This window comes from Streptomyces bobili, from assembly GCF_002154575.1.
Classification (GTDB): domain Bacteria; phylum Actinomycetota; class Actinomycetes; order Streptomycetales; family Streptomycetaceae; genus Streptomyces; species Streptomyces bobili.
In genome coordinates this window covers 1-16,716 of the sequence record NZ_MUBA01000360.1, presented here as the reverse complement: position 1 = coordinate 16,716, position 16,716 = coordinate 1, and the positions used below count along the sequence as shown (strand labels likewise).

Here is a 16,716-nt window from a genome sequence, read left to right as displayed (position 1 = left end):
GGGCGGCCTTCGAGGCGTCCCGGCCCGTGCCGGGTGCCGTCGCCCCGGAGCCAGGCGTGTCCCGTGTCCCCGGCGTGGCGGCTCCCGAGCCGCCGCCCCCGCTCGCACCTGGCGTTCCCGGCGCGTCCATGTTCGACGGGGTTCCGCCCGCCTCGGGTGTGCCCGTCCCCGGTGGGGCGGCTTTCGAGACGTCGCCGGTCGGTTCCGGCGTTCTCGGCCCGTCCGTGTTCGACGGGGTTCCGTCCGCTTCGGGTGTGCCCGTCCCCGGTGGGGCGGCTCCCGAGACGTCGCCGGTTGGTTCCGGCGTTCTCGGCCCGCCCGTGTTCGACGGGGTTCCGTCCGCTTCGGGTGTGCCCGTCCCCGGTGGGGCGGCTCCCGAGACGCCGCCCCCGCTCGCACCTGGCGCGCTCGACGCGTCCGCCTTCGTCGCGCCCGAGGCCGGCCCTGGCAGCCCCGTCCCGTCCCCCGAAGCCTCCGCCGACCCCTGGCGCCGCTACGACCCCTGGGCCGCCGCTCCGCTCGGGGCCGGGCCGTTGCAGCAGACCGGGGGCGCTGTCCTCAGCGTGGAGCAGCGGCGTAGGCGCAGGCGTCGTGGACTGGTCGGTGGGGCCCTGTTGCTGGCTCTGGTGTCCGGGGCCGTCGGCGGCGGCGTCGGGGTCCACCTGGAGCGCAACGGCGGGGTGGGCGCGGTGGAGCTGCCGCAGGCCCCCGCCGAGCCGGGCGGGCGGGCCGCGGACAGCGTCGCCGGGATCGCCGCCCGTGCCCTGCCCAGCGTCGTCACGCTGCACGTCAGCGGCAGCGAGGAGGCCGGCACCGGCACGGGTTTCGTCCTCGACACGCGGGGTCACATCCTCACGAACAGCCACGTCGTCGAGCCTGCCGGGTCCGGCGGCGAGATATCCGTGGTCTTCAACGGCGGCCAGACCGCCGAGGCCGAGGTCGTCGGCAAGGACAGCGGATACGACCTCGCGGTGGTGCGGGTGACCGGCGTGCGGGGCCTGCGTCCGCTGCCCCTCGGCAACTCCGACAACGTACGGGTGGGCGACCCGGTCGTCGCCATCGGCGCCCCCTTCGACTTGGAGGGCACGGTCACCTCGGGCATCATCAGCGCCAAGGAGCGGCCCATCACCGCCGGAGGCGAGAGCGGCGACGCGAGCGACGTGTCGTACGTGGACGCCCTGCAGACCGACGCGCCCATCAACCCCGGCAACTCCGGCGGCCCCCTTCTCGACACACGGGGCCAGGTCATCGGCATCAACTCGGCCATCAGGTCCGCCGCGGACGGCACCGACTCCGACGGCGGCCAGTCCGGTTCGATCGGCCTGGGCTTCGCCATCCCGGTCAATCAGGGCAAGCGCGTCGCCGAGGAGCTGATCAACACGGGCCGGGCGACCCACCCGGTCATCGGCGTGACCCTCGACATGGACTACGCGGGCGACGGCGCCCGCGTCGGCACCGACGACAGCGGCGGGAGCGCGCCGGTGACCGCGGGCGGCCCCGGGGACAGGGCCGGCATCCGGCCGGGGGACGTCATCACCGCCGTCGACGGCCGACGTGTCCACTCCGGCGAGGAGCTGATCGTCAAGACCCGCGCCCACCGCCCCGGCGACCGTCTGGAGCTGACCGTCGAACGCGACGGGAAGGAACGCACCCTCTCCCTCGTGCTCGGCTCCTCGGACAGCGGTTGAACCGGCCCGCCGATCGACAGGAACGTCACATCCCGGACGCCGCCGCGCAGGTCGTCCGGGCAAACAACGCGGAAAACCGGTCGCCCGCGACCACCCGGACACCTCGGGACGGTACCGGTCGGACAGGTGTGACAGGTACCGTGGACCCGGCCCGGACCACGGACGACCCGCACCGGCGACCGAGGGCCCCAGAGGGCCGCCGAGGACCGCGGACCGCGGACATCGCAAGGAGCTTCAGGTGTTCAATGACATAGGACCGCTCGAGCTGGTGACGATCATTGTCCTGGCCGTGCTCGTCTTCGGTCCGGACAAGCTCCCGAAGGTCATCCAGGACGTGATGCGCACGGTCCGGAAGATCCGTGAGTTCTCGGAGTCCGCCAAGCAGGACATCCGGCAGGAACTCGGCCCGGAGTTCAAGGACTTCGAGTTCGAGGATCTCAACCCCAAGACCTTCATCCGCAAGCAGCTGGACAACGAGGACCTGGGGCTGAAGGAACTCCGCAACGGCTTCGACCTGAAGAAGGAGATGGCCGAGGTCACGGACGCCGTCCACGGCCGTTCCCCCGAGTCCTCCTCGCCGTCCTTGTCTGCTTCGTCCGGTGGCCGTATCGACATGACGAAGAAGCCGGAGGAGCCGGCCAAGGACGACCGCCCGCCCTTCGACGCGGACGCCACCTGAGCCTCCCGCGTCCCCCGATGTGAGGGGGCGCACGTCCCACGCGCCGGGCGGCTTCCCCGCAGTCACGAGCGGGGTGGCTATGCTGCCTGGTTGTTGTGCGGGCCGTACCCAGAAGGGCAACGCCGCCCGAAGGGGGACGGACCGTACGGTCCGGCGAGAACGAGGAGGCGTCCGGGGACATGGAGACGACGAGTCGGGCAGTCGCGGAGGCGCCGGACGCGGAGGGTGGACAACAGGTCCCCTCCGCCCGCCGCACGGTCGACGGCTACCTGGAGGCGCCCTTCCCGTGGTACGGCCTCGACGAGGCGTTCACGGGACCGCGCTGGCTGATGCAGGTCGGCACGGCGGCCGACGGTGCCGTCGAGCACGGATCGATCGGGCACGGTGACGAGCCCTCCGTACGGCACGAGACGGCCGGTGAGGACCGCGGGAAGTTCGCGGTCGTCGTGACGGTCGCCGCGAACCCCGTACGGCGCAGCGCGGACGGCACGGGGCTGCTGGAGGCCACCTCGGTGTCCTCGGCGGCCTGGCTGGCGGGAGTGGGGCTGCTGTCCTTCACCTGGCCGGGCCAGATGGACCACAGCCTGCGGGACGACTGGCTGGAGCAGCAGACCGAGACGGCGTGGGTGCTGGCCGACGACCTGTCCGGCGAGGACTGGTCCACGCTGTCCCTGCCGGTCGACGGCGTGCCGACCCCCTTCCACTACCGCGAGTCCGAGTTCGGCTGGGTGCTGGCCGGCTCGACGCGGGAAGGGGTGCACGTGGGGGCGTACGGGAGAGGCATGAGCGCGTACGGGCTCGGCTTCGCCGTGGTCAAGGACATCACGGCGTACGAGTAGCCGCGGCGACGACAACGGGGGCGCCGTCCGTCAGGACCGGCGCCCCCGTTGTCGTACGGCGGGTCAGAACTTGTTCTTGGGGGTGATGCCCAGGGACAGGCCCGACAGACCGCGCTGGCGTCCGCCGAGCTTGCCCGCGATGGCGCGCAGGGCCGCGCCCGCCGGAGAGTCCGGGTCGGTGAGGACGACCGGCTTGCCCTCGTCGCCGCCTTCGCGGAGGCGGACGTCGATGGGGATGGAGCCGAGGACCGGCACCGAGGCGCCCGTCGTGCGGGTCAGGCCGTCGGCGACGGACTGGCCGCCGCCGGTGCCGAACACGTCGACCATCTCGTCGCAGTGCGGGCAGGGCAGCCCGGACATGTTCTCGACGACACCGACGATCTTCTGGTGGGTCTGGACGGCGATGGAACCCGCCCGCTCGGCCACCTCCGCGGCGGCCTGCTGGGGCGTGGTGACGACCAGGATCTCCGCGTTCGGGACCAGCTGGGCCACCGAGATCGCGATGTCACCGGTGCCCGGCGGGAGGTCGAGGAGCAGGACGTCCAGGTCGCCCCAGTACACGTCGGCCAGGAACTGCTGGAGCGCGCGGTGCAGCATCGGGCCGCGCCAGACGACGGGTGCGTTGCCCGGGGTGAACATGCCGATCGAGATGACCTTCACGCCGTGCGCCGACGGCGGCATGATCATGTTCTCGACCTGGGTGGGACGGCCGTCCGCGCCCAGCATGCGCGGCACGCTGTGGCCGTAGATGTCGGCGTCGACGACGCCGACCTTCAGGCCGTCGGCCGCCATCGCCGCCGCCAGGTTCACCGTCACCGAGGACTTGCCGACGCCGCCCTTGCCCGACGCGACCGCGTACACGCGCGTGAGCGAGCCCGGCTTGGCGAAGGGCACCTCGCGCTCGGTCTGGCCGCCGCGCAGCGCGGTCGCCAGTTCCTTGCGCTGCTCGTCGCTCATCACGTCGAGGACCACGTCGACCCGCGTGACACCGTCGACCGCGGCGACCGCGTCGGTGACGCGCTGGGTGATCGTCTCGCGCATCGGGCAGCCGGAGACCGTCAGGTACACGGCGACCGCGACCGCTCCGTCCGCCCCGATGTCCACCGACTTGACCATCCCGAGTTCGGTGATGGGGCGGTTGATCTCGGGGTCGTTCACCGTCGCCAGTGCTTCACGCACCGCGTCTTCCGTAGCCATACGAACGATGGTACGGCGCCCCGCCGGGACCGAGACACGCCTGTCAGCGGTCGTCTACGTCACGTCCGCGCGACCGTTCCGCCGGGAATACGACATGGCCGTCCCGCAGCCCCTCCAGCTCCTTCACCATGTCCTGCAGTTCGGAGCGGATCCAGTCCCGGGTGGCGACCTCTCCGAGTCCGATCCGCAGGGCGGCGATCTCCCGCGTGAGGTACTCGGTGTCCGCGATGGACCGCTCGTTCTGCTTGCGGTCCTGCTCCAGGTTGACCCGGTCGCGGTCGTCCTGCCGGTTCTGCGCGAGCAGGATCAGCGGGGCGGCGTAGGAGGCCTGGAGCGACAGCATGAAGGTCAGGAAGATGAAGGGATAGTTGTCGAAGCGCAGGTCGTGCGGGGCGAAGCTGTTCCACAGGACCCACACGATGATGACGATCGTCATCCAGACGATGAACCGTCCGGTGCCCAGGAAGCGGGCGATGCGCTCCGAGAGCCGCCCGAAGGCCTCCGGATCCCACTCGGGCAGGATCCGGCGCCGGGGCGGGCGCGGCTGGTCCAGCCGGACGCGGGGGCGGGTCGTCGCGGTGGCGCCGGCCGGGGTCCGCTCGGTGCGGGCGAAGTCACGCTCGGGAGCCATCGGGCACCTCACCCTCGGCCAGGTGGAACTCCGTCTCCCGCCAGTCCTCGGGCAGCATGTGGTCCAGCACGTCGTCCACGGTCACCGCGCCGAGCAGCGAACCCGCCTCGTCGACGACGGGCGCCGCGACCATGTCGTACGTCGCGAAGAACCCGGCGACCACGGGCAGCGTCGCGCCCGGGGCGAGCGCCTGGAGGTCGTCGTCGAGGATCGAGCTGACCAGCGTGTACGGGGGGTCGCGCAGCAGCCGCTGGAAGTGGACCGTGCCCAGGTACTTGCCGGTCGGCGTCTCGTCGGGGGGACGGCAGACGTACACCTGGGCGGCGAGCGCGGGGGAGAGGTCGGCGTTGCGGACCCGGGCGAGGGCGTCGGCGACGGTGGCGTCGGGGCGCAGCACGATCGGCTCGGTCGTCATCAGACCGCCCGCGGTGTGCTCCTCGTACGCCATCAGGCGCCGCATGTCGGCGGCGTCGTCGGGCTCCATCAGGCTCAGCAGCCGCTCCTTGTCCTTCTCGGGCAGCTCGGACAGCAGGTCGGCGGCGTCGTCGGGGTCCATGGCCTCCAGGACGTCCGCGGCGCGCTCCTCCTTCAGCTTGCCGAGGATCTCGATCTGGTCGTCCTCCGGCAGTTCCTCCAGGACGTCGGCGAGCCGGTCGTCGTCGAGGGCGGCGGCCACCTCCGCGCGGCGCTTGGGGGACAGGTGGTGCAGGACGTTCGCCAGGTCGGCCGGGCGCAGCTGCTCGAAGGTGGCCAGGAGGCTCTCCGCGCCCTGCCCGTGCTCCTCCAGGGAGAACCCGGTGACGGCCGACCACTCCACGGTCAGCTTCTCGCCCTTGCCGCGCCGGAAGGCGCCCGACCTCCTGCCCTTCTGCACGAAGATCCGGTCGATCTCCCAGTCCCGGCGGGCCGGCAGCTGCCGCACGGACAGATCGAGGACGGTGACCTCCTCGCCGGTCTCGGCGAGCGTCACGCGCCGGTCGAGCAGTTCGCCGAAGACGAGGCGCTCGGTGGGCCGCTGTTCGAAGCGGCGGACGTTCAGCACGCCGGTGCTGAGGACCTGGCCGGACTCGATGCTGGTCACCCGGGTCATGGGCAGGAAGATGCGGCGCCGGTTGGTCAGTTCGACGACCAGCCCGAGCAGCCTCGGCGGCTTGCGGCCGACCCGCAGCATGACCACCAGGTCACGGACCCGCCCCACGGTGTCGCCGTTGGGGTCGAACACCGCGACTCCGGCGAGGTGGGAGACGAAGATCCGGGGGGCGCCCGCTGCCATGTCCGGACCTCCTTCTCGTACGCGCTCGTACGGGGTGTTCGCTGCCTCGTCCCCCGCGGTGTTGCGGGTGAGGTTCTTTTCCCAATTGCCCGCTCGTGCGGGCTTCAGGCTAGCCCGTCCCGATCGGGTACGCCCTGGTGAGCGGTCCGGACGGACTGGCTCCGATCGCCCTCGGGGACCCCGGTACGCTGCGGTACGCCGTTCAGGAGTCCCCCGCAGAAAGGCAGCCCCCTCTGTGACTGCGATCGCCCAGGGCCGTACCCGTCGACGGGCCCAGCTGGTGAGCGCGATGTGCGCGCTGGCCGTGACGGGACTGGGACTCACCGGGTGCGCCGGCGAGGACCCCGACGCGGGGACGAACGGTGTCGGCAAACTGGCCGCCGACAAGATCCAGGCGAAGGCGCAGGCCGCCGCCGGGGCGGTGGACACGGTGCGCCTGTCGGGGACCGTGGTCGCCGGCGGGAAGTCGTACAAGCTCGACATGAGCCTGAAGTCGGACGGTGCCACGGGGTCGGTCACCGCCGACGGCGCCGCCTTCCACCTGCTGCGGGTCGACGAGGAGCTGTACCTCAAGGCGGACGCCGCGTTCTGGAAGCACGAGGACGGCAAGTCCGACGACGGCGGCTCCGACACGGCGGCGGCGGGCAAACTCGACGACAAGTATGTGAAGGTGCCGACCGGTGACCCCTCGTACAAGAAGTTCAGCGGGTTCACGGACAAGGACCTCCTTCTCGACAGTGTGCTGACACTGCACGGTTCGCTGGACAAGGACGGGCACCACGAGCAGGCCGGGGTGCGCACCATCCGCATCACGGGGGACGGGGGCTCCGGCGGCACGCTGGACGTGTCCCTGGAGGGCAAGCCCTACCCGCTGCGCCTGGTGCGCGCGGGCGGGGCGGGCACGCTGACCTTCTCCGCCTGGGGCAAGGACTTCACCCTGGAGGAGCCGGCGAAGGGCGAGACCGTGGACTACGGCAAGGAACTGCCGACGTCGTGACCGGCTACGCGCGCGTGCCCTTCTTCCGTTTCTTCTTCAGCAGCAGCCGCGGAAGGCCCGCCGGGGCGGGCTGACGGGTCGTCGCCGGGGACGGTACCGGCGGCGCCGCCAGGTCCCCGTCGGGCAGCGGCGACGTACCTCCGGTGGGCTCCAGCCGGATCACGCGGCACTCGCGCGCCCAGCGTCCGGTCATCGCCTCGCCGTCGGGCGCGTTCAGCCGCTTGCCCTTGAGGTCGGCGACGGCCGCCTCCCACGCCTTCGTGCCGGGGGCGAGCTGCGCGACCCGCGCGGTCCAGGTGACCAGCCGGCCGCCCTTGTCCTTGCTGCGGACGGTCACCTCGGCCGTCACACCGTCGGCCAGCCCCGGCAGCGGCTGCTCGCCGGGCCCGTCGCCGACCAGAACGGCCGCGCCCTCGTGCCACACGTGCCACAGCGCCCGCGCCGTGCGTTCGCCGGCGGCCTCGAGCCAGATGAGGCCGGACTTCTTGGTGGCCTCCTCGACGAGGGCCAGGTCGAGCAGCTCGCGTGTCATGGGGACCACCCTATCCAGGCGGTTCTCACAGCCAGCCGTTGCGCTTCAGCGTGCGGTGGATGCCCACACAGAGCGCCACCGTCACCGACATCATCACCGGGTAGCCGTACCGCCAGTGCAGCTCCGGCATGTGGTCGAAGTTCATGCCGTAGACCCCGCAGACCATCGTCGGTACGGCGATGATGGCGGCCCAGGACGTGATCTTGCGCATGTCCTCGTTCTGCGCGACGGACGCCTGCGCGAGGTTGGCCTGGAGGATCGAGTTGAGCAGCTCGTCGAAACCGATGACCTGCTCCTGGACCCGGGCGAGGTGGTCGGCCACGTCACGGAAGTACTTCTGGATATCGGGGTCGATCAGCCGCATGGGCCGCTCGCTCAGCAGCTGCATCGGCCGCAGCAGCGGCGACACCGCCCGCTTGAACTCCAGTACTTCCCGCTTGAGTTGGTAGATCCGGCCGGCGTCCGTGCCTCGCGGGCTGCCCTTGCGGCCCGGCGAGAACACCTCCGTCTCGACCTCGTCGATGTCGTCCTGCACGGCGTCGGCGACCGCGATGTAGCCGTCGACGACGTGGTCGGCGATGGCGTGCAGCACCGCCGAGGGGCCCTTCTCGAGCAACTCCGGGTCGTCCTGGAGGCGGTGGCGCAGCGCGCGCAACGAGCCCTGGCCGCCGTGCCGGACGGTGATGAAGAAGTCCTTGCCGGTGAAGCACATGACCTCACCGGTCTCCACGATCTCACTGTTGGCGTCGAGTTGGTCGTGCTCGACGTAGTGGATGGTCTTGAAGACGGTGAACAGGGAGTCGTCGTAGCGCTCCAGCTTTGGGCGCTGGTGGGCCTGGACCGCGTCCTCCACGGCCAGCGGGTGCAGGCCGAACTCCCGGGCGATACCGGCGAACTCACTCTCCGTCGGCTCGTGGAGTCCGATCCACACGAAGCCGCCGTCGCGGCGCACCTGGCGCATCGCCTCGTGCGGGGCCAGCGGCGTCGGCATCTCGACGCGGGCGCCGTCGCGGTAGACGGCGCAGTCGACGACGGCCGAGGGGGTGGCGGGGTCGCGGGTGGTGTCGTACGGGCCGCTCTCCTTGCGCAGGGAGGGGCGGGACGGACGGACCACGGCACGCAGGTCGCGGATCATCGACATGGCAGGCTCCTTCGCGACAGGCAACGAAAGGCGCCGACGACGGGTGGAACTACCCGGAATGGGGACGTCCTGACTGCGGATGTTTGGTACGTCCACAAAGCGGGGAGCACCGCACCGTCGCGGTGGCGGGTTTCGCTACTGATTCAGCTACTGCTTCAGATCAGACGGATCGCGCGGACCGAAGAGGTCAGGGGGATCCGGTACAACGAAACGAAGTGCTCTTCCGAGTGAGAACGCGAACGCGAGAGGCGGCGGTCGGCCGGAGCCAGAGCTACATCAGCGGCGGGAAGAGCGAGTGGTACTGCACGGTCGACTTCGATCCATGACAGCCCCACCTCCTCCAGCCGGTCCCCCGTAAGGGAATACCTTCGGCGTCGGGGCTTGATCGCGACGCTTCTGCGTGCTGCCCCGAACCACCGGCCCAGAGTAGCAGCCGACCGAAGTGTCAAGGCGCTGCTTTGCCCGGTACCGGCGAGTTCTATGCTCGCGGCATGGCAGATGTTCTTCCTCTGGTCGAGGCCCGGTTGCGCAGCGCGCTGGGTGAGCCGGACGCCCGCGCCGCGGTCACCTTCCTGGGCACGGACCGCATCGAGGTCCTGCGTTTCCAGGAGGGCGACATCGTCCGCTACGCGACCCTCGGCATGTCGGCGCAGCCGATGAGCGACCCCACCGCGGTGCTCGCCGACCCGGTCAAGGGGCCTCGTGCCGAGCTGGTCCTGTCCGTGCGCGCCGGTCTCGCCGACACCGGCAAGGTGCTCCGGCCCCTCGCCGTGCTCGCCGCTTCCCCGCAGGTCGAGGGCGTGGTCGTGGCACCCGGTGCCTCCCTCGACGTCGGTGAACCCCTGTGGCCCGGCGCCCCGTTCACCTCCGTGCTGGTCGCCGAGCCCGGCGGTCTGATCGAGGACCTCGACCTCGACGAGCCCCTCGACCCGGTCCACTTCCTGCCGCTGCTGCCGATGACCCCCAACGAGGCGGCCTGGAAACGTGTGCACGGCGCCCAGGCCCTCCAGGAGCGCTGGCTGACACACGGGACGGACCTGCGGGATCCGTCCCGCAGGTCCGTCCCGCTGGAGTGACCGAACTCACCGACGGGCGGCCGGATCCGGTCAGTTGGCGAACACGGTGACCCCGTCCTCGGCCGCGTGCCGCGGCTCCATCTCGGCGGCCTCGTGCGTGAGCGCCTCACGCCGTACGACCACCACGACCGCGCCCAGGACCGCGGTGACCGCCGCGACGACGAACGGGACGTGGATGTCGGTCCACTCCTCGATCCTCGGCGCGAAGAACGGCGCGGCGGCCGCGGCGAACCAGCGCACGAAGTTGTAGCCGGCGCTCGCGACCGGGCGCGGGGCGTCCGACACGCCCAGGGCCAGCTCGGTGTACACGGTGTTGTTCACGCCGATGAAGGCACCGGACAGGATCGTGCAGACGACGGCGGTGGCGTGGCCGCCGTAGCCGAGGACGAGGACGTCGGCGGCGAGCAGCAGCAGCGAGCCGCCGAGCACCTTCAGGGAGCCGAACCGTCGCTGCAGCCGCGGGGCCACCAGGACCGAGAAGACGGCGAGCAGCAGACCCCAGGCGAAGAACACCGCGCCCGACGCGTAGGGCGTCATGTCCAGCACGAACGGCGTGAAGGCCAGCACGGTGAAGAACGTGTAGTTGTAGAAGAACGCCGAGGCCGCCGCCGAGGCCAGACCCCCGTGGCCGAGCGCCTTGAGCGGGTCCAGGAGCGAGGTCCTGCGGGCCGGCTTCGGCTGCTCCTTGAGGAACACCGTGATGCCCAGGAAGCCGATCGCCATGAGCGCCGCCGTGCCGAAGAAGGGGTAGCGCCAGCTGGCGTCGCCGAGCAGCGCGCCGAGCAGGGGCCCGCACGCCATGCCGAGCCCGAGGGCGGACTCGTACAGCAGGATCGCCGCCGCGCTCCCGCCCGCCGCCGCGCCGACGATCACCGCGAGGGCGGTGGAGACGAACAGCGCGTTGCCCAGGCCCCAGCCCGCCCGGTAGCCGACGAGCTGTCCGACGGTGTCGGAGGTGCCGGCCAGGCCCGCGAAGACGACGACGAGGGCGAGTCCGAGCAGCAGCGTCCGGCGACCGCCGATCCGGCTGGAGACGAAGCCGGTCAGCAGCATCGCGAAGGCGGTGATCAGGAAGTAGGAGGTGAAGAGGAGTGAGACCTGGCCGGCCGTGGCGTCCAGGCCCTGGGCGATGGACGGCAGGATCGGGTCGACGAGTCCGATGCCCATGAAGGCGACGACGGACGCGCCGGCGGTCGCCCAGACCGCCTTGGGCTGTCGCAGAAGGCCACCGGCTCCCGCATCGAAGGGGTCCATGCTCGCTCCCGTCCGGAAACTAATAGTTGGCGTTTGCACATACTAAGTTAGCTGAGCTAATTAATGCAAGATACATCTATATGTACGCCGAGGAGGGGTTCCGCCCGGACGGGTGATCGTCCTTGACGTGGGCCGGATCGGGTAGGACCGTGGGGCTCTATGAGGGGCGAACCCAGTTGCCCGAAGTGTGGTGGCCGGGTCAGGGCTCCCGGCCTCTTCTCCGATTCCTGGCAGTGCGACGTGCACGGGGCCGTGTATCCGCTCCAGCCCGTGATCCCGCCCAGCGTCGAGGCCCTCGGCGTCGTCGTGCACCGCACCCAGGTGCCGGTGTGGATGCCGTGGCCGTTGCCGGTCGGCTGGCTGTTCACGGGCGTGACCTATGCCGGTGACGACCGCAGCGGCGGCCGTGCCAGCGCGGTCGCCTGCACGGGCCCCGGCCCGCTCGGCGGCATGGGGGAGCTGATCCTCGTCGCGGAGGAGCTGGGCGTCGGACTCGGCGCGCGCTACGCCGGGATGGACGGCCCCGACCCCGGCCCGTACATGAACGTCGAGAAGCCGCCCCAGGCCAAGGTCCTCGCCGCAGGCCGCCCCACCCCGCTCTGGCTGGTCAACGGCGCTCCCGACGACCGCGCGGTCTTCGCGGGCGAGGCGCGGGGACTGTGGCTGTGGGCGGTGGTCTGGCCGGAGCAGTCGGGACTGCTGATGTACGACGAACTGGTTCTGACCGATCTGCGCGACGCGGGGGCCGAGGTCGAGCTGGTGCCGTGCGGGGCGCTGTCGCCGCGGCTGCTGAAGCCGTAGGGCTGGCTTTCCGGTCGGGGAGCCCCTGGCGGGGCGTCTGAGTGTAGGGGGCGCTGCCCCGGTTCGGGTGTGACATCAGGGTCCGGAAATCCGGTTATCCTTGAGCGTCCCCGTCCACCCGTCACCGCCTGGAGTCCGCGTCGTGCGCATCGATCTGCACTGCCACTCCACGGCTTCCGACGGTACGGACACCCCGGCCGAGCTGGTGCGCAACGCCGCCGCCGCCGGACTGGACGTCGTCGCGCTGACCGACCATGACAGCACCCGTGGGTACGCCGAGGCGATCGCCGCGCTGCCGCACGGTCTGACCCTGGTCACCGGGGCCGAGCTGTCCTGCCGTATCGACGGCATCAGCATGCACATGCTGGCCTATCTCTTCGACCCCGACGAGCCCGCCCTGCTCGCCGAGCGCGAGCTGGTGCGCGACGACCGGGTGCCGCGGGCGCGCGGGATGGTCGCCCGGCTCAACGAACTGGGCGTACCCGTCACCTGGGAGCAGGTCGCGCGGATCGCGGGGGACGGTTCCGTCGGGCGCCCGCACGTCGCCACCGCGCTCGTCGAACTCGGCGTCGTGCCGACCGTGAGCGACGCGTTCAGCCAGGACTGGCTGTCCGACGGGGGCCGGGCCTACGTCGCCAAGCACGAGACCGACCCCTTCGAGGCGATCCGGCTGGTCAAGGCGGCGGGCGGGGTCACCGTCTTCGCCCACCCGGCGGCGAGCAAGCGGGGCCGGACGGTACCGGAGTCCGTGATCGCCGAACTGGCCGTCGCGGGCCTCGACGGCATCGAGGTCGACCACATGGACCACGACGACGACACCCGCGCGCGACTGCGCGGGCTCGCCGCCGACCTGGGCCTGCTGGTGACCGGGTCGAGCGACTACCACGGCAGCCGCAAGACGTGCGTGCTCGGCGAGTACACGACGGACCCCGAGGTCTACGGGGAGATCACCCGGCGCGCGACGGGCGCGTTCCCGGTGCCGGGGACCGACGGAGCCTGAGGCTCACCTCCGACCCGTCACCCTTCACCCTCTTTCCGCAAGGCTTCCGTACTGATGTTCGACGTCGCCGTCTTCGGCTCCCTCTTCCTCACCCTCTTCGTCATCATGGATCCCCCCGGGATCACCCCGATCTTCCTCGCGCTGACCTCCGGGCGCCCCGCCAAGGTGCAGAAGCGGATGGCCTTCCAGGCCGTCTGCGTGGCCGGCGGAGTCATCACGGTCTTCGGGCTCCTCGGCCACCAGATCCTGAACTACCTGCACGTGTCCGTGCCCGCGCTGATGATCGCGGGCGGACTGCTGCTCCTGCTGATCGCCCTCGACCTGCTGACCGGCAAGACCGACGAGCCCAAGCAGACCAAGGACGTCAACGTGGCGCTGGTCCCGCTCGGTATGCCGCTGTTGGCCGGGCCCGGCGCGATCGTGTCCGTCATCCTGGCCGTGCAGAAGGCCGACAGCGCCGCCACGCAGGTGTCGGTGTGGGCGGCGATCCTCGCCATCCATGTCGTGCTGTGGGTGGTGATGCGCTACTCGCTGCTGATCATCCGGGTCATCAAGGACGGCGGAGTGGTCCTGGTGACACGCCTCGCGGGCATGATGCTCTCCGCCATCGCCGTGCAGCAGATCATCAACGGCGTCACGCAGGTGATCCAGGGGGCCTGAGCCTCTCCGGTACGCGCAGAGCCCCCTGCGGCATCGTGCCGTGGGGGGCTCTGAAGTCTGGGTGGGGACCCGTGGTGTTACGAGGCCGAGGTGTCGGCCGGACGGATCCACAACCGCTGCCCGATGGCGGCGGCCTGCTGAACGATCCGGTTGACGGAGGCGGCGTCCACGACGGTGCTGTCCACGGGGGTACCGTCGACGTCGTCGAGTCGCATGATTTCGAAGCGCATGGGCTTCTCCCTTCGTCTGGTCATCCTCCTGAGGAGAATTGCTGTACGTGGGAGTCAACCCCGTGCATGTTACGAACATTCCCTACGCTAAAGAAATTTTTCGAACGTCTAATTACTAACCGGTAAGGGAGCTGGTCGGGCCGGCCGCCGGAACGCGGACGGCCACGGGTCGGCAAGCGGCTGGGGGTGGACCGAACGGGACCGGTTGTGTTCGCAGCGTGACCGCCGGGACAATGGGCGCGATGAACGACGACCTCGCGGCCCTCGCCGCCCGCATCGACCGCACGAACGAGCTGCTCACCCGCATGCTCGCCGAGGTGGCGAAGACACCCTCGACCCATGCGATCTTCGTCGACGCCGGGTACCTCTACGCGGCGGCGGGCCGGCTGGTCACCGGGACGGAGGACCGCCGGGCCTTCGACCTCGACGCCGAGGGCCTCATCGACGCGCTCATCGACCGCGCCCGCACCATCTTCGCGGACAGCCGGCTGCTGCGCGTCTACTGGTACGACGGCGCCCGCCGCCGCATCCACACCTCCGAACAACAGACCATCGCCGAGCTTCCCGACGTCAAGGTCAGGCTGGGCAACCTCAACGCCAACAACCAGCAGAAGGGCGTCGACTCCCTGATCCGCAGCGACCTGGAGTCCCTGGCCCGGCACCGCGCCATCAGCGACGCGGCGCTGCTGGGCGGCGACGAGGACCTGGTCTCGGCCGTGGAGGCCGCGCAGGGGTACGGCGCCCGCGTCCACCTCTGGGGCATCGAGGCCCCGGAGGGCCGCAACCAGGCCGAACCCCTGCTGTGGGAGGTCGACAGCCAGCGCACCCTCGACCTCGACTTCTTCAAGCCGTACGTCTCCCGGCGCACCGCCCAGACCTACGAGCCGGCCGGAGCCGTCCGGCCCACCCGTGACGACGTCCGCTTCATCGGCGCGCAGATCGCGGCCAAGTGGCTGGCGGCGCGGGGCCGGGAAGCCCTCGTGGAACTGCTGCCCGGCCACCCCTACCTGCCCGGCTCCGTCGACCAGGAGCTCCTGGTGGAGGCGGAGGGCATGCTCCAGTACTCACTGCGCGGCCAGTCGGACCTCCGGCGGGCGCTGCGGGACGGGTTCTGGGAGCACTTGCAGACGCAGTACTAGCCGGGGCCGCCGGTCAGACGCAGCACTGGCCGGGGCCACCGGTCAGGCGCAATGGGGGCCGGGCCCACCGGTCAGGCGCAATGGGGGCCGGGGCCATCTGTCAGGCGTAGTACTGGTTGGGGTCTCCGGTCGGTCCTGTCCGGTGGCGGACTCCGCTCCGGTCAGTCCCTGTCCGGGCGGATCTTGTCCCAGAAGTCGGCGAGCGCGTGGGCCGTCGGCAGGGGCTGGTCCAGGTTCGGGGAGTGCTCGGCGCCCGCCACGACCGTCCGGTGCGCGCCGAGGTCCATTGCCATGTCGTCGAGGAGGGTCACCGGCCAGGTGTCGTCTCGGGCTCCCGACAGGACGTGGAACGGCAGCGGCACGGCGGCGAGTTCCGCCACCCGGTCCGGCTCGGTCAGCAACTGACGTCCGGTGGCGAGGAGTTGGGCGGGCTTGTGGTTCACCCACCGCTGCCGCAGCAGTGCCAGTTCGCCGAACCCGCGGGCCGGGCCGCCGACTTCCTCCGGCGGGCCCATCGCCAGGATGGCCTCCCACACCTCGGGCATCGTCATCAGCGCGAGCGCGTCGTGCAGCAACTGCACACGCTGCCGCTGCGACTCGGAGATCTGCGCAGGGCCCGACGCGACGAGCGTGAACGAGAGGAACGGGGAGTGGTCGATCAGTACGGCGGCGCGGGCGATCTGACCGCCCAGGGAGTGCCCGGTCAGGTGTACGGGAGTGCCGAGTGCGGCCGCCTGCGCGAGCACGTCCCGCGCCAACTCCTCCCGCGCGTAAGGAGATTCGTCGAACTCGGGGCCGTCGCTCTGGTTCTGCCCGCGCCCGTCCACGGCGACCGTCCGGTACCCGCGGGCCGCCAGCGGCTCGTGCAGCAGGTGGAAGTCCTCCTTGCTGCCGGTGAACCCGGGCAACAGCAGCGCCACGCCGCGCGGCACCACGCCGTCGGCCACGGGTGAGTCGACGACGGCGAACTCACCGCGCGCGGTCCGCAAGGGGTACGCGCGAGCGCCGGGGGGCGGGGTGAAGTCGGGCGGGATGGTCACACGCCGAGGCTACCGGGCCGGGCCGACGGGCTTCGAGCTGAGGGGGCCGTCAGAGAACGGGGCCGGCGCCGGAAACGCCGACGGCCCGGTCGCTCCACTGGGGAGGGACCGGGCCGTCGGACTGTGCCCTGGCGGGCGATCAGCTCTCCGCGGACTCCGCGGCGGCCGTCGCCTTGCGCGGACGCCGCGCCTTCGGCTTCGCCTCGTCGGCGGCACCGGCTTCGACGACCGTGGTGGCGGTCTTGCGGGTGCGGCGCGGCTTGGTCTCCGGCTCCTGCGCGGCCTGGGCCGGGATGTCGGCGACGGTGGCCGTCGTCTTCGGCTGGGCGGCCTTGCGGGTGCGGCGGGGCTTGACCTCGGCCTCGGCCTCGACGGTCTCGGCCGGGGCGGCGGCGGTCTTGCGGGTCCGGCGCGGCTTGACCTCAGCGGCCTCGGCCGTGTCGACGGCGGCCTCGGCGGCCGGTGCGGCCGTCTTGCGCGTACGACGCGGCTTGGCCTCGACCGGCTCGACGGCGTCCGCCGCGGCTTCCGTCGCGACC

The 16,716-nt window shown here is 71.3% G+C and carries 17 protein-coding genes and 1 pseudogene; 9 read left to right on the top strand and 9 right to left on the bottom strand.

All coding sequences use genetic code 11. The features are described from left to right. From BZL64_RS26485 to BZL64_RS26475, 3 genes are all read left to right on the top strand, one after another. Positions 1–1,688: S1C family serine protease (locus tag BZL64_RS26485; protein ID WP_425276071.1), on the top strand; the 1,688-nt coding region annotated here is incomplete at its 5' end. A 238-nt stretch (positions 1,689–1,926) separates the two neighbouring features. After that, a complete protein-coding gene (locus tag BZL64_RS26480; protein ID WP_086771695.1) occupies positions 1,927–2,367 on the top strand; it encodes a sec-independent translocase in 441 nt (146 codons plus the stop codon). Positions 2,368–2,546: 179 nt separating this feature from the next. Next, complete coding sequence (locus BZL64_RS26475) at positions 2,547–3,206, top strand: hypothetical protein (protein ID WP_208639525.1); 660 nt, start codon at positions 2,547–2,549, stop codon at positions 3,204–3,206. Between the two features lie 63 nt (positions 3,207–3,269). Here BZL64_RS26475 and BZL64_RS26470 read toward each other — a convergent pair whose 3' ends face one another. Genes BZL64_RS26470 through BZL64_RS26460 form a run of 3 tightly spaced genes read right to left on the bottom strand, consistent with a single transcriptional unit; the run spans position 3,270 to position 6,307 of the window. After that, the gene (locus BZL64_RS26470) at positions 3,270–4,403 is read right to left on the bottom strand and encodes an Mrp/NBP35 family ATP-binding protein (protein WP_086771693.1); all 1,134 of its coding nucleotides are present in this window, start codon (positions 4,401–4,403) and stop codon (positions 3,270–3,272) included. Positions 4,404–4,446: 43 nt separating this feature from the next. Beyond that, positions 4,447–5,034 carry a DUF1003 domain-containing protein gene (locus BZL64_RS26465; RefSeq protein WP_086771692.1) on the bottom strand — a complete coding sequence of 196 codons (588 nt, stop codon included), beginning with the start codon at positions 5,032–5,034 and terminating at the stop codon, positions 4,447–4,449. Continuing rightward, positions 5,018–6,307: a magnesium transporter MgtE N-terminal domain-containing protein gene (locus BZL64_RS26460; protein WP_086771691.1), complete on the bottom strand. Its 1,290-nt coding sequence runs from the start codon at positions 6,305–6,307 to the stop codon at positions 5,018–5,020. Before BZL64_RS26460 ends, BZL64_RS26465 begins: the two co-directional genes overlap by 17 nt. Positions 6,308–6,542: 235 nt before the next feature. On the opposite strand from BZL64_RS26460, the gene BZL64_RS26455 reads away from it, so the two are divergent. Next, positions 6,543–7,304: a hypothetical protein gene (locus BZL64_RS26455; protein WP_086771690.1), complete on the top strand. Its 762-nt coding sequence runs from the start codon at positions 6,543–6,545 to the stop codon at positions 7,302–7,304. 4 nt (positions 7,305–7,308) lie between these two features. Here the strand turns inward: BZL64_RS26455 and BZL64_RS26450 are convergent, their stop codons facing one another. Further along, on the bottom strand, positions 7,309–7,836 hold the full coding sequence (locus BZL64_RS26450) for a hypothetical protein (RefSeq protein ID WP_086771689.1): 528 nt from the start codon (positions 7,834–7,836) through the stop codon (positions 7,309–7,311). A 25-nt stretch (positions 7,837–7,861) separates the two neighbouring features. Beyond that, positions 7,862–8,977: a magnesium and cobalt transport protein CorA gene (locus BZL64_RS26445; RefSeq protein WP_086771688.1), complete on the bottom strand. Its 1,116-nt coding sequence runs from the start codon at positions 8,975–8,977 to the stop codon at positions 7,862–7,864. Positions 8,978–9,468: 491 nt separating this feature from the next. Here BZL64_RS26445 and BZL64_RS26440 point away from each other — a divergent pair, with 491 nt between their 5' ends. Further along, positions 9,469–10,053: a suppressor of fused domain protein gene (locus BZL64_RS26440; protein WP_086771687.1), complete on the top strand. Its 585-nt coding sequence runs from the start codon at positions 9,469–9,471 to the stop codon at positions 10,051–10,053. A 30-nt stretch (positions 10,054–10,083) separates the two neighbouring features. Here BZL64_RS26440 and BZL64_RS26435 read toward each other — a convergent pair whose 3' ends face one another. Further along, a complete protein-coding gene (locus tag BZL64_RS26435; protein WP_086771686.1) occupies positions 10,084–11,307 on the bottom strand; it encodes an MFS transporter in 1,224 nt (407 codons plus the stop codon). A gap of 159 nt (positions 11,308–11,466) precedes the next feature. Between BZL64_RS26435 and BZL64_RS26430 the strand changes: the two genes are divergently transcribed. The 3 genes from BZL64_RS26430 to BZL64_RS26420 all read left to right on the top strand — a co-directional run bounded on the left by BZL64_RS26430 (position 11,467) and on the right by BZL64_RS26420 (position 13,768). Then, positions 11,467–12,108 (top strand): DUF6758 family protein, encoded by a 642-nt coding sequence (locus BZL64_RS26430; protein WP_086771685.1) that lies wholly within the window; start codon positions 11,467–11,469, stop codon positions 12,106–12,108. Positions 12,109–12,250: 142 nt separating this feature from the next. Beyond that, entirely contained in the window at positions 12,251–13,108 is an 858-nt protein-coding gene (locus BZL64_RS26425) for a PHP domain-containing protein (RefSeq protein WP_086771684.1), read from the top strand. A gap of 54 nt (positions 13,109–13,162) precedes the next feature. Further along, positions 13,163–13,768: a MarC family protein gene (locus BZL64_RS26420; protein ID WP_086771683.1), complete on the top strand. Its 606-nt coding sequence runs from the start codon at positions 13,163–13,165 to the stop codon at positions 13,766–13,768. A 77-nt stretch (positions 13,769–13,845) separates the two neighbouring features. On the opposite strand, the gene BZL64_RS26415 is transcribed toward BZL64_RS26420, so the two are convergent. Further along, positions 13,846–13,998, bottom strand: coding sequence for a hypothetical protein (locus tag BZL64_RS26415; RefSeq protein ID WP_007384531.1), 153 nt, complete (start codon positions 13,996–13,998; stop codon positions 13,846–13,848). Positions 13,999–14,231: 233 nt separating this feature from the next. On the opposite strand from BZL64_RS26415, the gene BZL64_RS26410 reads away from it, so the two are divergent. Then, positions 14,232–15,137, top strand: coding sequence for an NYN domain-containing protein (locus BZL64_RS26410; RefSeq protein ID WP_208639526.1), 906 nt, complete (start codon positions 14,232–14,234; stop codon positions 15,135–15,137). Positions 15,138–15,298: 161 nt separating this feature from the next. Here the strand turns inward: BZL64_RS26410 and BZL64_RS26405 are convergent, their stop codons facing one another. Next, positions 15,299–16,177 (bottom strand): alpha/beta fold hydrolase, encoded by an 879-nt coding sequence (locus BZL64_RS26405; protein ID WP_086771682.1) that lies wholly within the window; start codon positions 16,175–16,177, stop codon positions 15,299–15,301. 139 nt (positions 16,178–16,316) lie between these two features. Beyond that, positions 16,317–16,716 (bottom strand): annotated as a pseudogene (locus tag BZL64_RS26400) (DEAD/DEAH box helicase); the annotation flags it as partial.